General features: G+C 67.9%; 18 protein-coding genes and 2 pseudogenes. 13 read left to right on the forward strand and 7 right to left on the reverse strand.

Annotation, left to right across the window (positions count from 1 at the left end; genetic code table 11):
• The first annotated feature begins 14 nt into the window (after nucleotides 1-14).
• From ABZ234_RS01275 to ABZ234_RS01310, 8 genes and pseudogenes are all read left to right on the forward strand, one after another.
• A complete protein-coding gene (locus ABZ234_RS01275) occupies nucleotides 15-218 on the forward strand; it encodes a hypothetical protein (RefSeq protein ID WP_355010509.1) in 204 nt (67 codons plus the stop codon).
• Nucleotides 215-601 (forward strand): TadE family protein, encoded by a 387-nt coding sequence (locus tag ABZ234_RS01280; RefSeq protein WP_355010510.1) that lies wholly within the window; start codon nucleotides 215-217, stop codon nucleotides 599-601. The genes ABZ234_RS01275 and ABZ234_RS01280 overlap by 4 nt, the downstream gene beginning before the upstream one ends.
• Entirely contained in the window at nucleotides 598-1020 is a 423-nt protein-coding gene (locus tag ABZ234_RS01285; RefSeq protein ID WP_355010511.1) for a TadE/TadG family type IV pilus assembly protein, read from the forward strand. The genes ABZ234_RS01280 and ABZ234_RS01285 overlap by 4 nt, the downstream gene beginning before the upstream one ends.
• A complete protein-coding gene (locus ABZ234_RS01290; protein WP_355010512.1) occupies nucleotides 1020-1397 on the forward strand; it encodes a hypothetical protein in 378 nt (125 codons plus the stop codon). Before ABZ234_RS01285 ends, ABZ234_RS01290 begins: the two co-directional genes overlap by 1 nt.
• Nucleotides 1398-1411: 14 nt before the next feature.
• A complete protein-coding gene (locus ABZ234_RS01295; protein ID WP_355010513.1) occupies nucleotides 1412-3910 on the forward strand; it encodes an OmpA family protein in 2499 nt (832 codons plus the stop codon).
• A gap of 599 nt (nucleotides 3911-4509) precedes the next feature.
• Nucleotides 4510-7638: an RHS repeat-associated core domain-containing protein gene (locus ABZ234_RS01300; RefSeq protein WP_355010514.1), complete on the forward strand. Its 3129-nt coding sequence runs from the start codon at nucleotides 4510-4512 to the stop codon at nucleotides 7636-7638.
• A gap of 418 nt (nucleotides 7639-8056) precedes the next feature.
• Nucleotides 8057-8413: pseudogene (locus ABZ234_RS01305) on the forward strand (RHS repeat-associated core domain-containing protein); the annotation flags it as partial.
• Nucleotides 8414-8812: 399 nt separating this feature from the next.
• On the forward strand, nucleotides 8813-9118 hold the full coding sequence (locus tag ABZ234_RS01310) for a hypothetical protein (protein WP_355010515.1): 306 nt from the start codon (nucleotides 8813-8815) through the stop codon (nucleotides 9116-9118).
• A 327-nt stretch (nucleotides 9119-9445) separates the two neighbouring features.
• Here ABZ234_RS01310 and ABZ234_RS01315 read toward each other — a convergent pair.
• From ABZ234_RS01315 to ABZ234_RS01325, 3 genes and pseudogenes are all read right to left on the reverse strand, one after another.
• Nucleotides 9446-10362 (reverse strand): annotated as a pseudogene (locus ABZ234_RS01315) (lantibiotic dehydratase).
• A 377-nt stretch (nucleotides 10363-10739) separates the two neighbouring features.
• The gene (locus ABZ234_RS01320; RefSeq protein WP_355010516.1) at nucleotides 10740-11333 is read right to left on the reverse strand and encodes an SMI1/KNR4 family protein; all 594 of its coding nucleotides are present in this window, start codon (nucleotides 11331-11333) and stop codon (nucleotides 10740-10742) included.
• Nucleotides 11334-11648: 315 nt separating this feature from the next.
• The gene (locus ABZ234_RS01325) at nucleotides 11649-12647 is read right to left on the reverse strand and encodes a helix-turn-helix domain-containing protein (RefSeq protein WP_355010517.1); all 999 of its coding nucleotides are present in this window, start codon (nucleotides 12645-12647) and stop codon (nucleotides 11649-11651) included.
• Nucleotides 12648-12717: 70 nt separating this feature from the next.
• Here ABZ234_RS01325 and ABZ234_RS01330 point away from each other — a divergent pair, with 70 nt between their 5' ends.
• From ABZ234_RS01330 to ABZ234_RS01350, 5 genes are all read left to right on the forward strand, one after another.
• The gene (locus tag ABZ234_RS01330; RefSeq protein ID WP_355010518.1) at nucleotides 12718-14076 is read left to right on the forward strand and encodes an MFS transporter; all 1359 of its coding nucleotides are present in this window, start codon (nucleotides 12718-12720) and stop codon (nucleotides 14074-14076) included.
• A gap of 5 nt (nucleotides 14077-14081) precedes the next feature.
• A complete protein-coding gene (locus ABZ234_RS01335; protein WP_355010607.1) occupies nucleotides 14082-14642 on the forward strand; it encodes a hypothetical protein in 561 nt (186 codons plus the stop codon).
• Nucleotides 14643-14825: 183 nt separating this feature from the next.
• On the forward strand, nucleotides 14826-15233 hold the full coding sequence (locus ABZ234_RS01340) for a hypothetical protein (RefSeq protein WP_355010519.1): 408 nt from the start codon (nucleotides 14826-14828) through the stop codon (nucleotides 15231-15233).
• A 305-nt stretch (nucleotides 15234-15538) separates the two neighbouring features.
• The gene (locus ABZ234_RS01345) at nucleotides 15539-15949 is read left to right on the forward strand and encodes a hypothetical protein (RefSeq protein WP_355010520.1); all 411 of its coding nucleotides are present in this window, start codon (nucleotides 15539-15541) and stop codon (nucleotides 15947-15949) included.
• Nucleotides 15950-16684: 735 nt separating this feature from the next.
• A complete protein-coding gene (locus ABZ234_RS01350; protein WP_355010521.1) occupies nucleotides 16685-17200 on the forward strand; it encodes an SUKH-3 domain-containing protein in 516 nt (171 codons plus the stop codon).
• 60 nt (nucleotides 17201-17260) lie between these two features.
• On the opposite strand, the gene ABZ234_RS01355 is transcribed toward ABZ234_RS01350, so the two are convergent.
• The 4 genes from ABZ234_RS01355 to ABZ234_RS01370 all read right to left on the reverse strand — a co-directional run bounded on the left by ABZ234_RS01355 (nucleotide 17261) and on the right by ABZ234_RS01370 (nucleotide 21275).
• A complete protein-coding gene (locus ABZ234_RS01355) occupies nucleotides 17261-17572 on the reverse strand; it encodes a hypothetical protein (RefSeq protein ID WP_355010522.1) in 312 nt (103 codons plus the stop codon).
• Nucleotides 17573-17738: 166 nt separating this feature from the next.
• Complete coding sequence (obgE, locus tag ABZ234_RS01360) at nucleotides 17739-19163, reverse strand: GTPase ObgE (protein WP_355010523.1); 1425 nt, start codon at nucleotides 19161-19163, stop codon at nucleotides 17739-17741.
• 209 nt (nucleotides 19164-19372) lie between these two features.
• On the reverse strand, nucleotides 19373-20713 hold the full coding sequence (locus tag ABZ234_RS01365) for an NtaA/DmoA family FMN-dependent monooxygenase (RefSeq protein WP_355010524.1): 1341 nt from the start codon (nucleotides 20711-20713) through the stop codon (nucleotides 19373-19375).
• Between the two features lie 79 nt (nucleotides 20714-20792).
• Nucleotides 20793-21275 (reverse strand): flavin reductase family protein, encoded by a 483-nt coding sequence (locus ABZ234_RS01370; protein ID WP_355010525.1) that lies wholly within the window; start codon nucleotides 21273-21275, stop codon nucleotides 20793-20795.
• Nucleotides 21276-21288 lie beyond the last annotated feature (13 nt).

Genomic DNA, 21288 nt, shown 5'->3' on the forward strand with positions numbered 1-21288 from the left:
GAAGGCCCACGCCCGTGAACCAGGCCCTGCGCCGAGCACTCACCGCACTCGTCCACGGCGGACGAGCCGGCCGCCGCACCGGCGACCGCGGATCCGGTACCACCGAGTACGTGCTGGTCCTGGTCATCACCATCGGCATCGCCACCGCCGTCGGCGCCATCCTCACCCCGATGATCACCGAGAGCGCCCAGTCCATCGACCTGGGCGTCAACCCGTGAAACGCCTCGCCGGACGCGGGGACCGGGGCGGCGCCGACGTCCTGTTCGCCGTCCCGCTGATGTTCGCGATGCTGCTCGGCATCCTCCAGTACGGGATGTGGACCCACGCCCACCACCGCGCCCAGGCCGTCGCCACCGAGGCCCTGGCCGCCGGGCGCGCCTTCGACGGCAGTGCACGGCAGGGGCGGGAGCGCGGCCACGCCATGGTCCACGACCTGGGCGGCGCCGTCCTGCAGGACGTCCGCGTCCGGGTCGAACGCCGGGCCGGCACCACCCGCGCCACCGTCACCGGCACCGCGGTCAGCCTCGTCCCCGGCTGGTACCCGCCCGTGGAGACCAGCCTGAGCGGCCCCACCGAACACGTCCCCGGGGCCCGGCCATGACCGGCGCGGGCAGCGGGGACCGGGGGAGCGCGGCGGTCGAACTCGCCCTGCTCGTCCCCGTCCTGCTCGCGTTCCTGGCACTGATCGCCCTCACCGGCCGCGACTACACCGCCGCCCTGGCCGCGGACGCCCTCGCCCACTCCGCCGCCCGCGCCGGATCCCTGCACACCGACCCCGCCACCGCACAGCAGGCCGCGGCCCGGGCCGTCGCCGCGAGCGTGGGCACCTGGGGCCGCGCCTGCCAGGACCCCGCCGTCCACCTGCACCCCGCCACCGTCGCGGGGGCGCCGGCCGTGCGCGCCGAGGTCACCTGCACCGTCCACCGCGACGACCTCCCCGACCTCGGCGCCGGCGACACCCGCACCGTCACCGCCCGCGCCGTGTCCGTCACCGACCTGCACCGCGAACAGGCACCCTGATGTTCGGCAGCAGCCCCAGCGCCTTCGTCGTCGCCATCGCCGCGACCCTCATCGCCTGCCTCGGGCTCGTCCACGACGGCGCCCAGATGCTCCGCACCAAGACCCGCACCACCGTCCTGGCCCACGAGTCCGCCCGGGCCGGAGCCCAGCACCTGGACCCCCACCTGCTCCGCACCGGCACCCGCGCCCTCGACCCGGCCGCCGCCCGCACCGCCGCCACGGCGCACGCCCGGGCGGGCGGAGGCGACGCCGAGGTGTCCGTGGGCGCCGCCACCGTCACGGTCACCGTCACGAGCACCCACCACCCCGCACTCCTCACCCTGCTCGGCGACGTCCACATCTCCTCCCGCGCCACAGCCACCGCCCACACACCGTGAGACGAGGGGGACCCGTGCACCCGATCCGGACGGCCCTGGCCGCCGCCACCACACCGGCACTGCTCATCGCACCGCCCGTCCTGCTGAGCCGACAGCCCTGGCCCGACACCGGGGGCGTGAGCGCGGAGCACCTGCGCCTGTCCCTGCTCAGCGGCACACTGCCCCCACCCCTCGGACACACGCTGGTGCTCGCACTGCTGTGGGCGCTGTGGGCCGCCTTCGCCCTGCTGGTGGCAGCCGACACGGTCGCCCTGCTGCGGGGACAGGTGCCCCGCATCGGACTGCTGCGCCTGGCCGCGACCGGCATCGCCGGAAGCTCGGTGGCCGTGTCCGCCCCCGCGGTCGCAGCCGTGGCCCCCGCCGACACCGCGCCCACCGACGGCGCACACGACGCCCACAGCGCGCCCACCGGCGAACCCGCACACGTGCTGGAGCGCACTCGCACGCTCACCGGGTTCGGCCTCGACTCCGCCGACCTCACCCCCGCCATGGCGGACGAACTGGGACCCACCGTCGAACTCCTCCAGCTCTTCGGCGACCCCGACACCGCGATCACCGTCACCGGACACACCGACGCCACCGGCCCCGACGAGCACAACCGCGCCCTGTCCCTCCGGCGGGCCGAAGCCGTCGCCGCCGCCCTCACCGAGCAGCTCGGCGACGGATGGACCGTCACCACCGCAGGCGCCGGTTCCGACCACCCCCGCGAGCACCCCGAACTCGGCCCCTCCGCCGACCGGCGCGCCGAGATCACCTACACCCTCACCACCCGCCCCCACACCACCGCCGACAGCGAGGCCGAACAGCAGGAGACGGCCGTCGGCGCCGCACAGGTCGCGCCCGCCGCCGAGGCACAGGACACCGCTGCCCTCCCCGTCGGCGCGGTGCTCGCCGGAGCACTCGCCGGGGGCGGGGTCGGAGGCGCCCTCGGCGCGGTCGCCGGACGGCTGACGGCACCGGGACACCGTGGAAAGCACCAGGCCGACGAGGACGAGCACAACCACGAAACCCACGACGAACCCGGCCCTGAAGACGAACCCGACGTCGACCCCGAACAGCCCCTCCACACCCCCGTCCCCGTCACCAGGGACACCGGCGGAGCGGTGATCAGCCCCCAGGGCCACCTCCGCGTCGCCGACAACCTCAGCGTCGGCGCACACGACGGACTCGCCGTGACCGGAACCCACGCCCTGGGCGTGTGCGCCTCCCTCATCGGCCGAGCCCTGACCGACCCGGGCATCCGCGTCATCACCACCCGCGAACTCGTGGCCCAGGCCGGGGCCTCACCCCGGGTACGGGCCCCGGGCATGACCGTCAGCGCGGACACCGCCTCGGCCGTCACCGAGGCCGAACTCGCCTACATCACCGCGGCCCGCGACGAAGGGGGCCCGTCACGCACCCTGCTCGTTGTCAAGGCCTCCGAGCACACCCTCGCCCAGGAACGGCTGCAGGCCCTTCGCGACGGGGAGGAGGAGGGGGAGGTCACGGTCGTGGTCCTCGGCGAGGAATGGGGCGTGCCCGTCCTGCGCTGCGACTCCTTCGACACGGTCGCCATCACCGCCCCCGACGGGAGCACCGACACCTACGACGGACTCCGGCTCCTCCACATCGACCAGGCCACCTTCGCCGCCGGCTTCACCACCGCCGCCGCAGGAGAACCCGACCGTGCAGGGGAGACGGTGCCGACGCCCTCGGAAGAGGAGAAGGAAGAGGCCGCCCCGGAGCCGGCGGTCGAGCCGGGCGGGGCCCTCCCGGATCCGGACGTCGAAGGCCCCCCGAAGGTCGACATCCGCCTGTTCGCGCCCCAGCCGAGCATCACCGTCGACGGCGTCGACATCGGCGTGAAGATGCGCAGCGCCTCACGCGCCATGCTCGCCCACCTCGCGCTCCACCCCCACGGGGTGGGCACCGACGCCCTCACGGAAGCCGTCTTCTCGACCGAGCCCGGCAAGAAGAGCCGCCATCTGCGCAGCAGCGCCTGCACCAGCGCACGGGTAGCCGTCCGCGAGGCGCTGGAGAACCCGGACGCGGAGATCATCGACGTGGTTCCGGGCCGCTACCGGATCCACCACGAGACCGTCGACGTGGACGTATGGCGCTTCGACCGGGCCCTGCAGGCCGCCAGGAAGGCCGAGGACGACAGGACCGCCCACGCCTGCCTGCGCGCCGCCGCGGCCGAGTACGACCACATGCTGCTGACCGAGAGCGACCTGCCCTGGATCGAGGAGAAGCGCCAGGCCTACCGCAGGGCCGCCGCCGACTGCTTCGTCGGCCTCGCCAAGGCGGCCGACGACCCCAGGCAGGCGCTGGCCTGGCTGGAGCGGGCCCGGGAGGCCGACGACCTGAACGAGAGCATCTACCAGGAACTCATGCGGACCCAGGCCGCGCTGGGCCGGCCCGACGCCGCCGAGCGCACCTACCAAGACCTCGCGGGCAGGCTCAAGTCCATGCGGGCGCGCCCGAGCGCCGCCACGAGGAACCTGCTGGAGGACCTCACGAGGAGTCGGCGGTGAGGGGCGGAGGCTTTCGTGACGGGCCCGACCATCTGCGCGCCGGCTTCGAGCCCGGCCTTCACCGTGGACCCGGCCGGCTCCACCGCCTGCTCGCGGGTCTCGGTCGCCGTGGACACCTGGAGACAGTCGGCCTTGGAGGGGACCGTTCTGTCGATGGTCACCGGTAGCGCAATGCGGCGGGTGGAGCAGCAAACCGTCCTGGAGGCCCTGGTTCCAGGTATGGACCCGTCTGTCCCAGGCAAGGACCATCCCTCAACGCCCACGTTCTTGCCTTCAGACAACTGTTGTCATCGGGGCCGGTTTCGGTCACCCCCTCCGGCAGAGCACAAAGACACCACCCGGCGCACGCAACACCCTGTTTCCCCAGGCGTCCGTGTTCACGTGGGCGAACGCGCTCATTCTCCGTTTCCCCACGGTCAAACTTCCCGAAGGGCCTTCTCACCCAGGGTCACGACCCTCACTTTGGGCTCATGGCGCTCTTGCGGCAGCGTTCCGTAACGTACCGAGTGCCTGAGCCACCCGGAAACGGGCCCTCAGACCAGGGCCGTCATGTCCGGGTGTTCCCCGTGCACATCCCTACCCTGGGAGCGATCCCCCTCGTGAGAAAGCACATCCCCCTGTCCCTGGCGGCCTGCGCCGCCGCGTCCACCCTGGTGTTGGGGCTGCTGTCGGCGCCCCCGGCCCTGGCCGAGACCGACCCCCACTCCCCCCACGACCGCACCGTCCCGGTCCCCGAGACCTGGGAGCCGGGCGAGGCCACCACCGAACCGGTGGGCGGCGAGCCACCGGACCGTCCCTGGGCCCCGCCCGGGACCGAGGACGAGTCTGCTTCCGAGGCCCGCGCGGACAATCCCGAGACCTTGGTCGGTACCTGTGCCGACGGCATCGACCGCGGTATCCAGGCCCGGTACCCGCTGGAGCGCCACCAGATCAGCGACCGCATGGAACTGGCGGTCAACACCCACAACGGCAACCTGGTCCTGCGCCACCGCAATATGACCGTGGCCGGAACAGGGCTGAACCTGTCGGTCTCCAGCTTCTACAACTCCGCGCCCTCCTACGACGGCTGGACCCTCTCCCACGGCCAGGACGTGGGTTTGAACGTCTTCAGCGACAGCGTCATTCTCCAGGGACCCTCCGGATACTGCGAGCGCTTCGACAGCACCGAGGACGGTACCTTCACACCCCCCTCCGGCCTCAACGCCGACCTGGCGGAGCTGTCCAATGGTCACTACGCCCTGACCTTCCACCGCGGCGAGTACGAAGACCAGGTATGGACCTTCACCGCCCAGGGATGGCTGTACTCCCAGGCCGACCGCAACGGCAACACCCACCGGATGCGCTACGACACCGAAGGCGAACTGGCCTCGGTCGTGGACACCCAGGACCGGGTCACCGCCTTCGACTGGAACCCGGACGCCTGGGACCAGCCGACCCGGATCACCGACCCGGTCGGCCAGACCGCCACGGCCTTCACCTGGCAGGGCGATGACATGGTGGCCCTGACCGACCGCGCCGGCCAGGAACTGGAGTTCGGCTACGACGACGGCCTTCTCACCTCGGTCACCGACGCCACCGGCGCGACCTGGCAGATCGCCTACAACGACGACGACCGGGTCTCCAGCCTGACCGTGCCCGACGGCAGCCAGGACGGGGCCACCACCACCTACTCCTACGCCGAGAGCGGCTGGCACAACCCCCAGACCACGGTCACCGACCCACTCGGCGGCGAATCCACCCTGGAGTTCGACGACGCCGGACGCCAGACCTCGGCCACCGACCAGGTCGGCAACACCCGCTCCCAGACCTGGACCGCCAACTCCGACGTGGCCACCACCACCGACGCCCTGCAAGCCTCGGTGACCTACGAGCACGACGAGTTCAACAACCTCATCGGCACCGAGCTGCCCACCGGCGCGGCCACCTCGGTCGGGTTCACCGACACCGCCAACCCCGCCAAACCCACCAGTGTCACCACCCCCGACGGCGACACGTTGGACATGTCCTACGACGCCGCCGGCAACCTCACCTCTGCGGTCCAGGAGGAGATGGACATCGAGGTGGCGGACATCCGCTATCACTCCAACGGGTTGGTCGACCACGTCACCGACGCCAACGGCAACACGACCGGCTACTCCTACGACCGCGCCGGGAACATGACGGCGATGGACGAACCCGGGCCGATGGGCACCACCTCCTTCGGCTACGACGCGCTGTCACGGGTCACCTCGGTCACCGACGGCAACGGGGTCACCCTGACCTACGGCTACGACCGCCTGGACCGGATCGTGTCCATCTCCCAGGGCGGCGACCTGCTCCAGGCCATCGCCTACGACGGCAACGGCCGCCAGACCGCGACGCACACCGACCAGGCCAGCGTGGAGCACTCCTACAACGGCCGCGGGGACCTGCTCGAAACCGTGCGCACCGACTCGGCCGGAACCGAGACCACGACCTACGCCTACGACGCTGCGGGCAACGTCACCGAGATGGTCGAACACGGCAAGACCACGACCTACGGCTACGACGCCGCGTTCCGGCTGACCTTGCTCACTGACCACACCGGGGCCGAGACCACCTTCACCAACGACGAGAACAACCGCCGCACCGAAATCGCGCACCCGGACGGGGCCGTGGAGGAGCGCACTTACGACGACTCCGGACGGCTGACCTCCATCACCACCACCGGAGCCGCCGACCAGACGCTGGTCGAGGCGACCTACTCCTACGACAACGACGGCGCCGACAGCGACCAGCTCCAAGCCCGCACCATCGCCGGGGACACCGAGACCTTCACCTACGACGGCCTGGACCGCCTCACCGGCGACGGCACCACCGACTACACCTACGACGACGTCGGCAACCTGCTCAGCGCCGGGGACGAGGAGTTCGCCTACAACGACGCCGACCAGCCCACCACCGCCCGCGGTGAGGACGTGGCCCATGACGAGGCCGGGAACACGACCGGCCGGGGCGAGTACGTTTACGAGTACTCGGTGACCAACCAGACGCTGCGCTCCCACTACGGTGACGGCGAACTGGCCACCAGCCTGAGCTACGACACCACCGACCAGACCCAACTGCGCGGCGTCACCGACGTGCACGAGGGCACCCGGGTCGACCGGCAGTTGTCCACCACCGCGCTGGGGGTCACCAACATCGCCGCCGAGGGCGAGCGCACCAGCTTCGTCCGCGACCCCGACGGTCGGCTGGTCTCCATGGTGGCCTGGGACGGCGATGAGCGCTTCCACTACACCCTGGACCACCAGAACACCGTGCTCGCCCTGACCGCCGAGGGCTCCGAGGCCCAGACCCCGGACGTGGTCTACGACTACACCCCCTACGGCGAACGCACCACTGAGAACCTGGAAGGGACCGCAGCAGCCGGGCTGAGTCCGTTCGGGTTCACCGGCGCCTACCAGTTCCAGGACGGCACCGTGCACCTGAACCACCGCTTCCACAGCACGTTCACCCTGGGCTTCACCCAGCCGGACCCCTCCCGGCAGGAGATGAACAACTACGCCTACGCGGCCTGCGACCCCGTCAACAACACCGACCCCAGCGGATTGAATGCCTGCAACTTCGTTACGCTCGTGGGGGTAGTTGCAACCGGTGCCGCATTGGCCGGAGCTGCACCGCTTTCTCTGATCCTTGGAGTTCCGGCAGCTGTGGGAGGTGTGATCTGCATCGGCATGTGGATTAACGATCAGGCTGTGGCAGCAGCCTAGGTCCTAGCCAGGCACCCGAAGAGTTCTCTTCGGGTGCCTGAAGGCGCAATTAGAAATTTCACCCAAATAAACCGTGAACAAAGATTGGGAAGTATGATCAACACTCCTACTATTATATCTGTTATATTCTTCCTCCTTGCATTTGTCCTCGCGGTGATTTACATGACGAACAAGGAGCAGTCAAATAAGCTTAACAAGCGCATGCTTGCGGGTTCTGTAGTTGTTCTAATTTTGACATCCACAATTTTCTTATTTTACTCATTTTTTAAAGGCTAGGTCGGTGATGTGGTGGTGTCATACCGGCGTGGCAACACCACGGCCACCTGGGGCATCTGAGGTCGGGTGCAAAGTGCACCTTCGTGAGGACCTCGTGGCCTGAGGCTTTAGGAGCCTAGTCCTTGCCGAGTCTAGTCCGTTCGGGTTCCCCGGCGCCTACCAGTTCCAGGACGGCACCGTGCACCTGAACCACCGCTTCCACAGCACGTTCACGCTGGGCTTCACCCAGCCGGACCCCTCCCGGCAGGAACTCAACAACTACGCCTACGCGGCCTGCGACCCCGTCAACAACACCGACTCATCAGGGCTGAATACCATGCCCTCATGGCAGTGTGTTCGATCGGCAGGGTATTTCGTGGCTGGATATGCGAGTTTCACTATCAGTCTGACGTCGGTGATCGTTACAGCTGGAGCCGCGACTCCTGGAGCAATGTGGGGTCTCGGCCTTGGGGTGGTTGGGGTCGCCGGGGGGATTGAAGGAATGGCAACTAGTTGTTAGGGTGTTCCGGTGGGAAAAAAATCACATGATCGACTTGTCCTGGTTTCTCTGGCAATTAGCACGGTCCTCATGTTTGCCCTTGCGGGCGAAAGGTTTATTGGCCCCAGAGATATTGACTTGATTGGGTATGCCTTCCTGGCCTGTGGGGTCATCGGGTTGATATTTATTTTTCTTCAATATCTCCGAAATAGTGCCGGGTAGGCTGTTTGTCCGTGTCTTTAGGGGGAGGGCAATGGTTTGCTTGTTCGGTTCCCTGGTCTCCTGCTGGGCCAGGAAAATCAGCCCAAATCAATATGACTGACGAACGCAGCAAAGGCCGCCCTGCTGCAAACAGGGCGGCCCGCCGCGTGAACCCTGGCATCCGTGCGGGTCCCCGGGGCCTACCAGTTCCAGGACTGCATGGTGCGCCTGGCCCACCGCTTCCACGGCACGTTCACCCTGGGCTTCACCCAGCCGGACCCGTCCCGGCGGGGACTCAACAACTACACCTATGCGGCCTGTGCCCCCGTCGACAAGACCGACCCCAGTGGTCTGATTTTCTGCTGGTCTGCCGGAGGAATTTTCACAGCTCTGGGCTTCCTGTCTATGGCCATCAGCTGGAATCCACTGGGGTGGATCGCAGGCTCTCTGGGTATGGTGTCTTTCCTCATGGGTGGCGGCATGGAGATAGCACGTTTGGCGGAAGCAGAAGCCGCATCTTCCTGAAAACAGGAAATTAGCTGGTGTCGACCTTCAGGGGAAGGTCGGCGCCAGGGTAAATGGAGGAATTTTGGCAAGCTTCCCTTGGTATCTGATTGCACTGCTCGTGACGTCGATCGGCTTCATTCTCGCACTCGCCTTTCGCGCATTCGAAAAAGATAAAAGATCCAGGACATCGGTGCTTATTTGCTCTACTTTCTTTGCGGTCGCTGCTGTGTTTCTTGCTCTCCAGGTGGTGGTCTACATAATTGATCGGTAAGTTATCCCCAGGGGGTGCACGTCAACCCCCAACGGCTGAGCCCGGGACACGCACGAGACCGCCCTATCGGCCTCTCATAGAGCGCTGGATCCGCCACCGCGGTTGTGCTCCTCCACCGCCGTGTGCGCCTCCTGGAGAAGCGACACCAGTGGGCGGGTTTCAGACAGAGCGCAGGTGTTGCTCTGGGTGAGGGAAGAGACGAGGCAACCGAGGGGGTCGGTCTCGGTGGACGCCGGGGTGAGAGAGGTAAGCAGTGCCCGCGCCTGGACCAGTCGGGCGAGCATGGTCTCGGTGCTCAGGGCAGGTTCATCGGGGTGCTCGGCGGCCAGTTTGGCCCGGAGCGTCGACCACGGTGCGGGTTGACGTGCTGTTTCCAGGACCAGGCGTACGGCGCTGCTGATACGGATCTCGACCTGCTCCGTGTCCGACCCGGGCGCACCCGCTTCAAGACGGGAGTACTGGGGCACGACGAGGCATCCGCGCTCTTCGACGGCGGTGTCGTTGACGACGACCAGCAGGTGCTCGCGTACTCCGGGGAGAGCCTCGAGCGCGTTGACGACCTCGGCCACCCATGCCCCGCCGGGGGAGAGCACCTTCCGATGGGGCCACCCCAGACCACTCGTGAGTATTCGGAGAAGGTCGCGGCGCTCACGCCGGCGAACAACCCGAAGGGGGTGGCGCGGCTGTCGGCTCGCAGCGCGTAGCGCAGGACGGCAGCGGTCACCTTCCGTGTCCGGCGCATCCGCACCGCGGCCGGATCCCGGCCGAGCAGAGCCTCGACCCCGGCTGCCAGGTCGGGCGAGGCGTGTCGGATCGCCTCGGTCAGACCCGGGTGCTCCCGCACACGGCGCAGCCATTCCAACCACGGGCGGGGGTCTCTGCCGCTCAGGTCCGGTACGCCGTCCGTCGTAAGGCCACTGAACAGGCTCGCCCGTACCAGCGGCCGGCCGACCACACGCCAACGCATGTGCTGCTCCTCGCCGGAAACCATTCCCCCTCCTCCTCAGGAGTGCTGGTCGGCACCGGCGTCCCGGGCCGTTGCCGACCGTGTGGGTCAAGTCGAGGTGCTGGTGTGTCTCGTTCCGGGCTCGGTGGAGAGCGTCGCGTGTCGGGATCGCCTCCCGCCACCCTCGGGAGATGGGAGCCGTCTGCCGGATCTCCGAGCCCGGGTCGGCGGATGTACCGGGCCTGTCCACCATCGCGGTGCGGCGGTACGACCGTGTCGGCGGGTGCCATGTCATGCCACGGTGTGTCGTCCCGGTCCGAAACCGCGGAGCGCAAACGGAGCACGTCCAGGTGGAGGGCGGCGTCCGTCGGCATCTCGCGAGCTTCTCGCGAAACGGATGTGTCCCCTGGTCGGCGTTTCCGTTACTTCCAAGGGGTTTCACGGACGGTGGCCTCGGCCCTGGCAAGCCAGGCGAGGTACCAGTCCGAGAATCCGATCCGTGCGTCCGGTGCGCCCAGGGGACGCATTCCACCGTCGGACGGGAAGCCGTCGACCCACACGGATCCGCTCTCGGGTCCCGTCACGACGAGCCAGTGGCAGTGGCCGCAGCCCTCATGGCTCAGGCACAGCGCCCCGGAGGTGAACCGGCGGAAGAGCGTGTCATCGGCGTCCCGCCACACGCGGTAGGCGGTGTCGAACCCCTCCTGCGTCCCGAAGCCGGAGTGCACCGGCTCCCGGTCCTCGTGCTCGGCCAGGAGCCGCGATCGTTCCTCCGCCGTCGGAAAGACCGATCCCAGGGAACCGTGCCGCATATCGCCGCTCGGGTCGGCCCAGCCCCACCCCGTGTCCGTCCGGTGCAGGGAACCGAGCCCGTACCCCGGCCCGGCGCCACCGGCACCCACTTCGAGCAGGAAGCCGCGGTAGTCCGCCGGCAACGAGACACCCCACAGGGTTTCCGCGGAGGAGAGCTCCCGCTCCGTCAGCGGGGCGGCGAGCCGGAAACGGTGTCCTGTCACGCCATGCCCGTCCCGGGCGCCGAAGACATCGCTCGCCCGGTCCTGTCGGGCCAAGGCTTCGACCCGTTCACGGACACCGTTCCAGATCGTTGCTCGCACGGGCCGAAGCGTAGCCCAGGGGAGGCACGGGCGGTATGGGAAGGCCGGTGCGTCGAGACGGGCAGCACTGTTGTGTCGAACGCCGGACCAGATGTCGGGATCCCCCCGCCGGGGACCCGGGAGAACGGAGCCGCTTGCCGGTTCTCCGTGCGTGACCCGCCGAACCCACGCGTCCTGGAACCCTTCGCACGACGCCACCGCCGTCGGTCCGGGAAATCAGGGGGCTTCGCCCGAGGCCCCTTGGAAGGTGCGTCGGTAGGCGCTGGGGGAGACCCCGAGCCCGGCGTGCATGTGCTGGCGCAGCGACGCCGAGGTGCCGAAACCGGCCGCGTGCGCGATCCGGTCCACCGACAAGTCCGACTCCTCCAGGAGCTGCCTGGCCCGGTCGAGCCGCTGCTGGGCGAGCCACTGGCCCGGTGATTGGCCCACCTCGTCCCGGAAACGGCGCGTGAACGTGCGCACGCTCATCGCCTCCTGGTCGGCCATGTCGCCCAGGTTCGGCTGGATGTGCAGGTGGTCCAGGGCCCAGGCCCGCGCCCGGGAGGTCGAGGACCGCTCGGGGGCGGGCACCGGGTGGCGGATGTACTGGGCCTGCCCACCGTCGCGGTGCGGCGGTACCACCGTGTGCCGGGCTACCTCGTTGGCGACGGAGGCGCCGTGGTCGGCGCGGATCATGTGCAGGCTGAGATCGATCCCGGAGGCGACCCCGGCGGCGGTCAGCACGCGCCCGTTGTCGGTGTACAGCACGTCGGGGTCCAGGTCGATGTGCGGGTACATCGCGCGGAAGAACCCGGCGGACTGCCAGTGCGTGGTGACCCGGCAGCCCTCCAGGAGTCCGAGTGCGGCGAGCACGAACGCGCCCGTGCAGATGGAGGCTATCCGTGCGTGCTCGGGGATGCGGTTGACGACCGCCGCCAGGGCCGGGGAGATGGGGGCGTGCGGGCGCTCCACGTAGTCCTCCTGCGCCGCGGGCAGGATCACCGTGTCCGCCTCGTCGACGGCCTCGGGGCCGTGGCGGACGTTCAAGGTGAAGTCGGTGTCCGTGGTGATCACGCCCGGTTCCACGGCACAGGTCACGACCTCGTAGAGGGGTTGGCCGTCGGTTCCGACGGCCCGCCCGAAGAGCCGGTGGACGATCCCCGTCTCGATGGGCAGCAGGCCGTGCCGGGCGAGCACGGCCACGCGGTGACGGTCCGGGTGGACGAATGCGGTCATGGCCGGATTCTTTCACATGTTGGCTTTCGGGCCACTGTCGGCGTGGGGCCCCGAGCCGGAGGCTGGACACATGACTTCGACGAGCCCCTCCAGGAGCACCGGGAAGACAGCCTCCAGCGCCGGGCGGCCACCCGCACGGGTCCACCGGGCCTGGCTGATCGCCCTCGTCGCGGGCGCGACCATCGTCGCCGCGGCGGCCTTTGCCGCGATGCCCGGGCTCCTCGTGGACCCCCTGCACACCGAGTACGAGTGGTCGCGCGGCTCGATCGGTGCCGCCGCTTCGGTCAACATGGTCGTGTACGGCCTCATCGCCCCGTTCGCGGCGGCCCTGATGGACCGGTTCGGCATCCGCCGCATCGCCCTGGCCGCCCTGGCGACCGTCATCGCCGGGGCCGGACTGACCACGGTGATGACCGCTCCCTGGCAGCTGACCCTCTACTGGGGCCTCCTCGTCGGCGCGGGCACCGGATCACTGGCCATGACCTTCGCCGCCACCATCGCCGACAACTGGTTCGTCAAGCGCCGGGGCCTGGTCATCGGCGCGCTGACCGGCGCCGGCGCGTTCGGGCAGCTGGTCTTCCTGCCCGCGCTCGCGTGGATCATCGACCACCAGGGGTGGCGCCCGGCCATCGTGACGCTGGCCCTGACCGCGTTCGTGATGATGCTCCTCGTCGCCCTGGTCCTGCGCGATCACCCCGCCGACGTGGGGATGCGCCCCTACGGATCCACGTCCTTCGTCAGCAGACCGAGGACGGAACAGGGCGCGGCCCGCCGCACCGTCCGGGTCCTGCGCGACTCCGTGCGCAGCCGACAGTTCTGGATGCTCGCCGGGACGTTCGCGGCGTGCGGCGCCACCACCAACGGGATCATGTGGACCCACTTCGTGCCCGCCGCCCAGGACCACGGGATGGCCGTGACCGTCGCGGCGGCGCTGGTCTCGACCATCGGCATGTTCTCCCTGGTCGGCACCATCGTGTCCGGCTGGCTCACCGACCGTTTCGATCCGCGCGGACTGCTGGTCGCCTACTACCTCGGCCGGGCCGTGCTCCTGGCCGCGCTCCCGGCGCTGTTCGGACCCGGCGCCGGTGCCGCGCTCATCGCCTTCGTCGTGGTCTTCGGTCTGCTGGACGTGGCGACCGTGCCCCCGACCATCCTGCTCTGCCGCCGGGCGTTCGGCGCGGACGGCGCGATCGTCTTCGGAGGAGTCAACGCCATCCACCAGGTCGGTGCCGGCGCCATGGCGGTCTTCGGCGGCTTCACCCGTGACGTGACCGGGAGCTACGGCCCGGTGTGGTTCATGGCAGCCGCACTGTGCGTCGTCGCGGCGGTACTCGCCCTCCAGATCGCACGCAGCGGCGAGAACGAGTCCGGACACGACGGGGCGCCGACCGTGCCCCCGGGCAACGACGACGAACAGACCGGGAAGTGAGCACCATGGACGGGAACGGTGTCGGACACGACGCGAACAGCGGCCTCACGGGCCTCGGCGGGGCGGACCCACACGCCGCGGACGCCGCCGGAGTCCCCGGGGAGGCCGGAACCCGGCACCGGCCCTCGCCGGCGTTCTCCCTCCTGTTGCTGCTCCTGGTCGCGGGCGTTGCCTACGTGGGCTCTGCCGGGCTCGACCAGAGCCTGAGAGCGGCGCGGGGGGAAGGGGCCCGGGGGGTGTTCACCGTGTCCGGTCTCAGCTGCGTCCAACACCCCGGGCACGAGTCGTGCACCTGCCACGGCCACTACACACCGGACTCCGGCGGAGACGCGCGCGGCGTCTACCTGCACGCCGCCGGGCGCGACACCTGCCGGGAGGGTGAGGAGATCCCGGCGGTCGACGTGGGCGCCGCGAACCGGGTCTACGGACCGGACGGTTCGCGCGAGTGGATCCTCTCCTCGGTTCTCCTCGTGGGATCCGCGGCGGCGGTCAGCGGTATGACGGTGAGGTGGGTCCGCCATGTGCGCGGGCTCAGGACGGTGGGGCGGTCGAGCCAGGGGGCATGACCGCGGCCATCGGATGCGAAGGACGCCCGATGGCGCCTTGCGGGGTCTTCGTCGGACGCCCGTTCGCGGGGCCGTGCCGAGCACGGTCCCCGTCCAGGTCTCGTTCCCCGGGTCTCGGGGTGCCCGGTCCGGTTCCGGCTGTGCGCTGCGAAGTGTCTCTACGGTGCCGCACACTCGGTGGACATGGCGACCGATCCCGTGCTCCACTCCGTACGCGACTACTACTGGGGCTGCATCTACTGCGAAGGCCCCAAGGAGTACGAAGGGGAATACGGGCACCTCACCGGTGACGGCCCCTTCTTCGCCGTGGAGGATCAGATCACCGTCGAGGTGGTCAACAGCCGCCTTGTTGAACAGGAGGACGCCGACGTCGAGCTGAACGTCTACGTCCGCGCCGCTGCCCTGCCCTCGTCGGACCACGCGTCGGTCATCGTCCTCCGCTCCGGGACGCTCTCGATCGGCGACGCCGACCGCTTCGACGAGGTCGGCCTCAGTCCAGGACGCTGGTTGATGCAGGTCGACCTGGCCCCCCGAGGACCGGACGGCGCCCGGTGGGTGAATATCCACCTGTCCCCTGAGGATGCCCCGTAGGCGGTCGACCCGGCACAGGTCCGGCACCGGGAGAGGGTAACACCTGGCCGCTTCCGGTGAGCCCCTGTCCGGAAACCTCGGGGCACCTCACACCGCTCCAGGTGGGCCCGCTCCTCCTGGCTCAGGACCAGCTCGGCCTTGGGCCGGCCGATGCGGGCGGTATCGGCCAGCCCTGCCAGCCGTTTGTCGGCAGGTGCATGTCTTGTATGCCCCCCGTTGAAATGGTTCCCCGGTTAATTCTGCACGAGGATTTCTACCATGGATGCGAACCCAGAATATTGGGAATCTAAGCGAGGTGAATTATCATGAGATCAGTAGTGTTTTCTATGCGGCGCGCAGGAGTTTTTTCGGTTGGACTGTCGGATGTCCTTCGGAGGGTGCCGGAGAATAATTGGAAATGGGTTCTTCTTGAATTTGATGGCGCTGGTGATATGCCTCGTGGCATGACCTTCTGGCAGTTGGAGGAGGAGTTGATGGACAGAGAGGGAGGGGTAAGTCTTGGTTGGGAGGAGGTCAAGAATTTTTCCGAGGGTCTTCATCAAGAAATAGAAATGAGGATGGTTGCTGTTGATTGGGATGTTCGTGTCCAATTCGAAACCTTCCTTGATTTGGATTTCTATGTGGCGGTTGAGGCAAGAGACAGTAGTGAGTGGGAAGTTTGGGAGAGTCTGGTGGAAGGGCTTGTGGGATCGTTGTCGGATGCCTACTTGTCATGAGTTCGAACGAGGTACCTTTGTGTGGCGAATTCTTTAGTGTAGTGGAATCTTCTTCTGCCAGTCGAAGGTCGATAGTTGAACCTTGATCAGCTGATCGAGAAAAAATGGAGCAACCAGCGGCTGGATCTGGTCCTACTTTGGGCGGCAAATTAAGGCCACCGGTTGCCCGCTGCACCGTTCAATGGCTCATGCTGGGGACCGGGCTCTGTGGGATCACTGGTGTTTCCTGCACTCTTCCATACCGCCGGAGGCCTTCCGGGTGCTCCCTGAAGAGGGTGTCTGACTCGTGTGGCGCGGAGAGCCGCACCACCGTGCTACAGGGGTGTGCGCGGGTCTGACGCGTGCGGTGGGACTCCGCATGGTGAACGCCCTGCCTTCAGGTGAAATGAGGTGATCCACTTCCTGGCCATCAACGACTACCGTGGGTCGGCTGCGCTCTTCACGCCAGACGGGTTCGGCTCGATCGGTGAGAGTACTAGTGGCGAGATTATTCCTCCAGAAATGGTGTTGGATGCTGCGAACGAAGTGGGGGATCATGGTGGTTGCGCTGAAGTGAAGTGTTTGTTTAAGGCGGAAAATGCTGAAGGTCCCGGGGTTGTCGGCAGGGGAGTTTTAGGGTTATGGTGTCGCAAAATAATTCCATGCCGACGACGAATGCGGCGGATCGTGGGGCGTGGCCTAGATTTGTGCTGGGTGTGAAAGGTTGTTCACAGAGTTGAATGTAGGATGAGTTTGATGAGAAGGTTCGAAAAGTTTGATGATGATCTGGTTGCGGCCCTGGTTCGGGTGGGGTGGAGTCCGAGTAGGGAAGTCGATACGAGTTCTTGGGTGCAGTCGCTGGAGCTTGAGGGGTACAGGATCCACTTGGCTGCCGAGGAAGTGCTTGCATCCATGGGGGGCCTTGTGGTTCCGCCAATCAATTCCAGTGGTCCAAATTTTGAAAATGGCGATCCCTTGAATTTCGACCCCGTTGCCGCCGGGGCATCCTATCGCGAGATGGCATTGGAAATCGAAGAAGTCCTGGGTGGGTCGTATTTTCCAATTGGGGAATGGCTTAGTTACTCTAGTGTTTTCATGGAGTCTGGAGGTAGGGTTGTTGCCACTGGCATGGGTTGGATCTGGGAGTTGGGGGAAACTCTCGAAGAGGCCCTGAGATTGGCGATTTTTTCTGATCGACCACTTGTGTGTCTTCACGCCAATCCAGGGCTCTCTCCTTGGCCTCCTGAAGTGGAAGATGGGATTGTTGTTTGATTATCTAGTTCCGAGGAGAATTCCGGTGTGAGTGAGGGGTTCTTCCCTTAAGAGCTCATCTCAAAAGCCGTCGGCATGCTTGGTCAGGTGCTTGTAGCAGATGACGATGCAGGCGATGCCGAGTATGGCCAGGAAGGTGGAGGCCTTGCACTCCCAGCGGACGTTCAGCGTGCGGTAGGAGTCCAGCCAGGCGATGGAGTGCTCGACTTTGTACCGGTGCCACCCCAGGCATTGGGAAGACTCGGCCCCGGGGCGGGTCAAGCGCACCCCGCCGACCGCGCCAGGCAGCCCGGGCGAGGCCAGCACGGTCAGCCCGGCCTGCTCCCACGCCTCGCCGTCCAGCAGCTCCGCCCGCTTGCTGGTCCGCAGCAAGGCGCGCAGTGCGCCGGCCGAGAGGGGCGCGGCGGGGGCTTGCAGAAGGTCCTCCGTGGCTGTGTTGGGGTAGGCGAGACAGAAGCGGGTGTAGGCACCGGATGAATCCTGGTCGCAGCAGGGCCGGTTCCGGGTGCCCGGTCGCCTGGGGCACCAGGTGCGACGGCTAGAAGGGGGCGAGCTCGTCGTACTCGCGCTGCGCGACATCACGCTCGCGGCGCCGCGTCACGGCGGGGCGCGGCGCCTCCAGACGGTGGTCCTCGCCACGCCGGCCCAGCATCTCCGCGTCGGCGGCCATGGCCGGCTCCCAGTCGAAGACGACCGCGTTGTCATCGACCCCGATGGCCACGCCGTCACCGGCCTGGGCACCCGCCTTGCGGAGCTCTTCCTCGATGCCGAGGCGGTTGAGCCGGTCGGCGAGGTAGCCGACGGCCTCGTCGTTGTTGAAGTCGGTTTGGCGGATCCAGCGCTCGGGCTTCTCGCCGCGCACGCGGTAGATGCCGTCCTCGTCCGCGGTCACTGTGAAGCCGGCGTCGTCGACGGCCTTGGGCCGGATGACGATCCGGGTCGACTCCTCCTTCGGCTTGGCGGCCCGCGCCTCTGCGATGATCCCGGCGAGGGCGTACGAGAGTTCGTCGAGGCCCTTGCGCGCGATGGCCGAGACCTCGAAGACGCGGTAGCCGCGTGCCTCCAGGTCCGGGCGGATCATATCGGCGAGGTCCTGGCCGTCCGGGACGTCGACCTTGTTGAGGGCGACGATGCGCGGGCGGTTCTCGAGGCCGCCGTACAGCCGCAGCTCCTCCTCGATCATGTCCAGGTCAGAGACGGGGTCACGGTCCGATTCCAGCGTCGCGGTGTCCAGGACGTGCACGAGGACGGAGCAGCGCTCGACGTGCCGCAGGAACTCCAGGCCGAGGCCCCTGCCCTGGCTGGCGCCCGGGATGAGCCCGGGGACGTCGGCGATGGTGTAGACGGTCGAACCGGCGGTGACGACGCCCAGGTTGGGCACGAGGGCCGTGAACGGGTAGTCCGCGATCTTCGGCTTCGCCGCGGAGAGCACCGAGATCAGGGAGGACTTGCCCGCGCTCGGGTAGCCCACGAGCGCGACGTCGGCGACGGTCTTGAGCTCCAGGACGATGTCCCGGCTCTCCCCCGGCTCGCCGAGTAGTGCGAAGCCGGGCGCCTTACGGCGGGCGGAGGCCAGCGCCGCGTTGCCGAGGCCGCCGCGGCCGCCCTGGCCCGCGACGAAGGTGGTGCCCTGGCCGACCAGGTCGGCGAGGACGTTCCCGGCCTTGTCGAGGACGACGGTGCCGTCCGGGACGGGGAGCACGAGGTCCTGGCCGTTCTTGCCGGACCGGTTGTCACCGGCGCCGGGCCGGCCGTTCGTGGCCTTGCGGTGGGGGTGGTGGTGGTAGTCCAGCAGTGTGGTGACGGCCTGCTCGACGACGAGGATGACATCGCCGCCCCGTCCGCCGTTGCCCCCGTCGGGACCGCCCAGCGGCTTGAACTTCTCACGGTGTACTGAGGCCACACCGTGGCCTCCGTTACCCGCGGCGACATGGAACTCGACGCGGTCCACGAAGGTGGTCATGGTGGGGCCTCCAGGTACTGCAGAAAAATACGGGAACGTTGGAATGTCTCTTGATGTGACGCGCCGAGGACGGACCGTTTCCCCGGTTGGCGGGAAAGCTGAGATCCGCCCTCGGAAGGTGCTGTGCCGTCCAGTTGAGCGTGGCCTGACCCAGGCGTCCGTCAAAGCGGAACAGGCTCAGTGTGAAGACGGACCCTGGTGGCTGGTCGTCACCCCGCCGTAGCCTTCATGACGCGGGGGTCGGGGCCGTACTGCCCGGGGACGCCGAGGTTCTCACGCAAGGTTGCGCCGACGTAGTGCTCGGGGTAGATGCCGCGTGCGCGCAGAAGGGGTACGACCTCGTCGACGAACGCGTCGACGCCGTCCTCGTAGATGTCGGGGGAGAGCCAGAACCCGTCGACGGCGCCCGCCTCGAACCACTCCTGCAGGTGGTCGGCGTGCACCTGTGCGGGTCCGACCGTCGTGGGGTGGTAGTCGATCACGCCGTGGGCGAGGATGTCGCGGGGTGACCAGCCCTCCCGCGCGACTTCCAAGGCGATTCCGGAGCGCGGATCCATGGGGGACGCGTGAGCGGCGGCCAGCTGATCGGGTGTGAGGGGCTCGTCGTATCGGTTCGGCTCGATGCGCAGTCCCAGCAGCGCGCCGAGGTGCGGCAGGCGTGCCTCGATGACGTCGCCGGCCAGGGCGAGGCGGCGGTCGAGGCCCTCGCGCACCGTCGGGGCGACCGTCGTCATCAGCCCCGCAAAGTACTTGATGTCGTCGGGGTCGCGTCCGGCCTTCCGCGCGGCGTTGCGTACCATCTCCCGCTGTGCGCGGGCCTCCTCGATCGTCCACACCTCGGCGATGAAGCCGCTCGCGTAGCGGCCGGCGAGTTGGAGCAGGTGTGGGCTGGGCCCTCCGGAGGTGAAGATCACCGGTTGGCCCTGCTCCGATGGCGGGATCGCGAGGGGCCCGCGAGAGGCGACGTATTTGCCCTCGAGGTTGATGGGCTGAAGCTTCGACGCGTCGATGAAGCGGCCGGAGGTCTGATTCTTGATCCAGGCGTCCTCCTGCCAGCTGCCCCAGAGCGCCTCGACGACCTGGATCGACTCATGTGCGCGCTGGTACCGCACGGCGCGATCCATGACGGGTCTGCCGTAGTTCGCTGACACGGCCGGATCGCTCGTCGTGACGGCGTTCCACCCGGCGCGACCGTGACTCATCACGTCGAGTGCCTTGAACTGGCGTGCGGTGTTGAACGGCTCCTGGAATGTGGTGGAACCCGTTGCGACGAAGCCGATCCGGGAGGTGGCCTGCGAGATGGCGGCGAGCTGCATCATCGGATCCATGATGTTGCTGAGCATCGAGCGCTCGACATCCCCGCGTACGGCGGGGAAGTCCGGGGTGAAGAGGAACGTGAATCCTCCTCGCTCGGCGGCCTGCGCGTAGCGGATGTTCGCCTCGATCCTGGCGTAGTTGTCGGCGTCGACATGGGGTGCGCGCCAGGCTCCGGCCAGGGCGCCGTAGCCGTCGGTCAATGCGAGGCCGAGGATGGCCTTCCTGTCGGTCATCGATGAGCCCTTCCGGGAGTGATGGCGTGCTGAGCGGTGGGGTGGGGCGGCGGGGCGTGGGTCCGCGCAGGGGCGCGAGTCAGTCACGGGCGGCGACTCCCACCCTTCGTGCGAAGTAGGTGAGCGGGGAGACGGCATCGTCCCGGTGGTGGTCCACGACCTCGAAGAGCACGAGCTCGTGGTCTCCGGCAGGAATGAAGCGGTGGGGTCTGACGACGAGCACGGCTGCGGCGCCGGTCAGCGTTCGGGCCTGGTCCGACGCGCGCTCCAGATCGATGCCCGCCAGGCGGGCCGGACCCGAGCGGCGCAGCTGGGGCACGAGATCCCGCTGAGGTTCGCCGAGCACCGTGATTCCGAGCTCCGCGGCCCTCCGAAGACGCGGCCAGGTCGTGGAGACGTGCGTGAAGGAGATGGAGACGAGCGGCGGGTCGAGGCTCACGGTGGTGAACGAGTTGGCCAGCATCGCCTCGTCGTGACCATCCACCTCGGCTGCGATCATGACCATGCCGGTGGGGTAGGCGGCGAAGGTGTGCCGGAGATCCGTGCCCAGCAGTGACGGCATGATGGCTCCTCGG

Source organism: Nocardiopsis sp. NPDC006198 (genome assembly GCF_040613895.1).
Classification (GTDB): domain Bacteria; phylum Actinomycetota; class Actinomycetes; order Streptosporangiales; family Streptosporangiaceae; genus Nocardiopsis; species Nocardiopsis tropica.

What these genes read in the sequence shown, in the direction of transcription:
- ABZ234_RS01285 (WP_355010511.1), top strand. Translation starts at nt 598, where the DNA reads ATGACCGGCGCGGGCAGCGGGGACCGGGGGAGCGCGGCGGTCGAACTC.
- ABZ234_RS01290 (WP_355010512.1), top strand. Translation starts at nt 1,020, where the DNA reads ATGTTCGGCAGCAGCCCCAGCGCCTTCGTCGTCGCCATCGCCGCGACC.
- ABZ234_RS01310 (WP_355010515.1), top strand. Translation starts at nt 8,813, where the DNA reads ATGGTGCGCCTGGCCCACCGCTTCCACGGCACGTTCACCCTGGGCTTC.
- ABZ234_RS01325 (WP_355010517.1), bottom strand. Translation starts at nt 12,647, where the DNA reads ATGACCGCATTCGTCCACCCGGACCGTCACCGCGTGGCCGTGCTCGCC.
- ABZ234_RS01330 (WP_355010518.1), top strand. Translation starts at nt 12,718, where the DNA reads ATGACTTCGACGAGCCCCTCCAGGAGCACCGGGAAGACAGCCTCCAGC.
- ABZ234_RS01335 (WP_355010607.1), top strand. Translation starts at nt 14,082, where the DNA reads ATGGACGGGAACGGTGTCGGACACGACGCGAACAGCGGCCTCACGGGC.
- ABZ234_RS01340 (WP_355010519.1), top strand. Translation starts at nt 14,826, where the DNA reads ATGGCGACCGATCCCGTGCTCCACTCCGTACGCGACTACTACTGGGGC.
- ABZ234_RS01345 (WP_355010520.1), top strand. Translation starts at nt 15,539, where the DNA reads ATGAGATCAGTAGTGTTTTCTATGCGGCGCGCAGGAGTTTTTTCGGTT.
- ABZ234_RS01350 (WP_355010521.1), top strand. Translation starts at nt 16,685, where the DNA reads ATGAGAAGGTTCGAAAAGTTTGATGATGATCTGGTTGCGGCCCTGGTT.
- obgE (WP_355010523.1), bottom strand. Translation starts at nt 19,163, where the DNA reads ATGACCACCTTCGTGGACCGCGTCGAGTTCCATGTCGCCGCGGGTAAC.
- ABZ234_RS01365 (WP_355010524.1), bottom strand. Translation starts at nt 20,713, where the DNA reads ATGACCGACAGGAAGGCCATCCTCGGCCTCGCATTGACCGACGGCTAC.
- ABZ234_RS01370 (WP_355010525.1), bottom strand. Translation starts at nt 21,275, where the DNA reads ATGCCGTCACTGCTGGGCACGGATCTCCGGCACACCTTCGCCGCCTAC.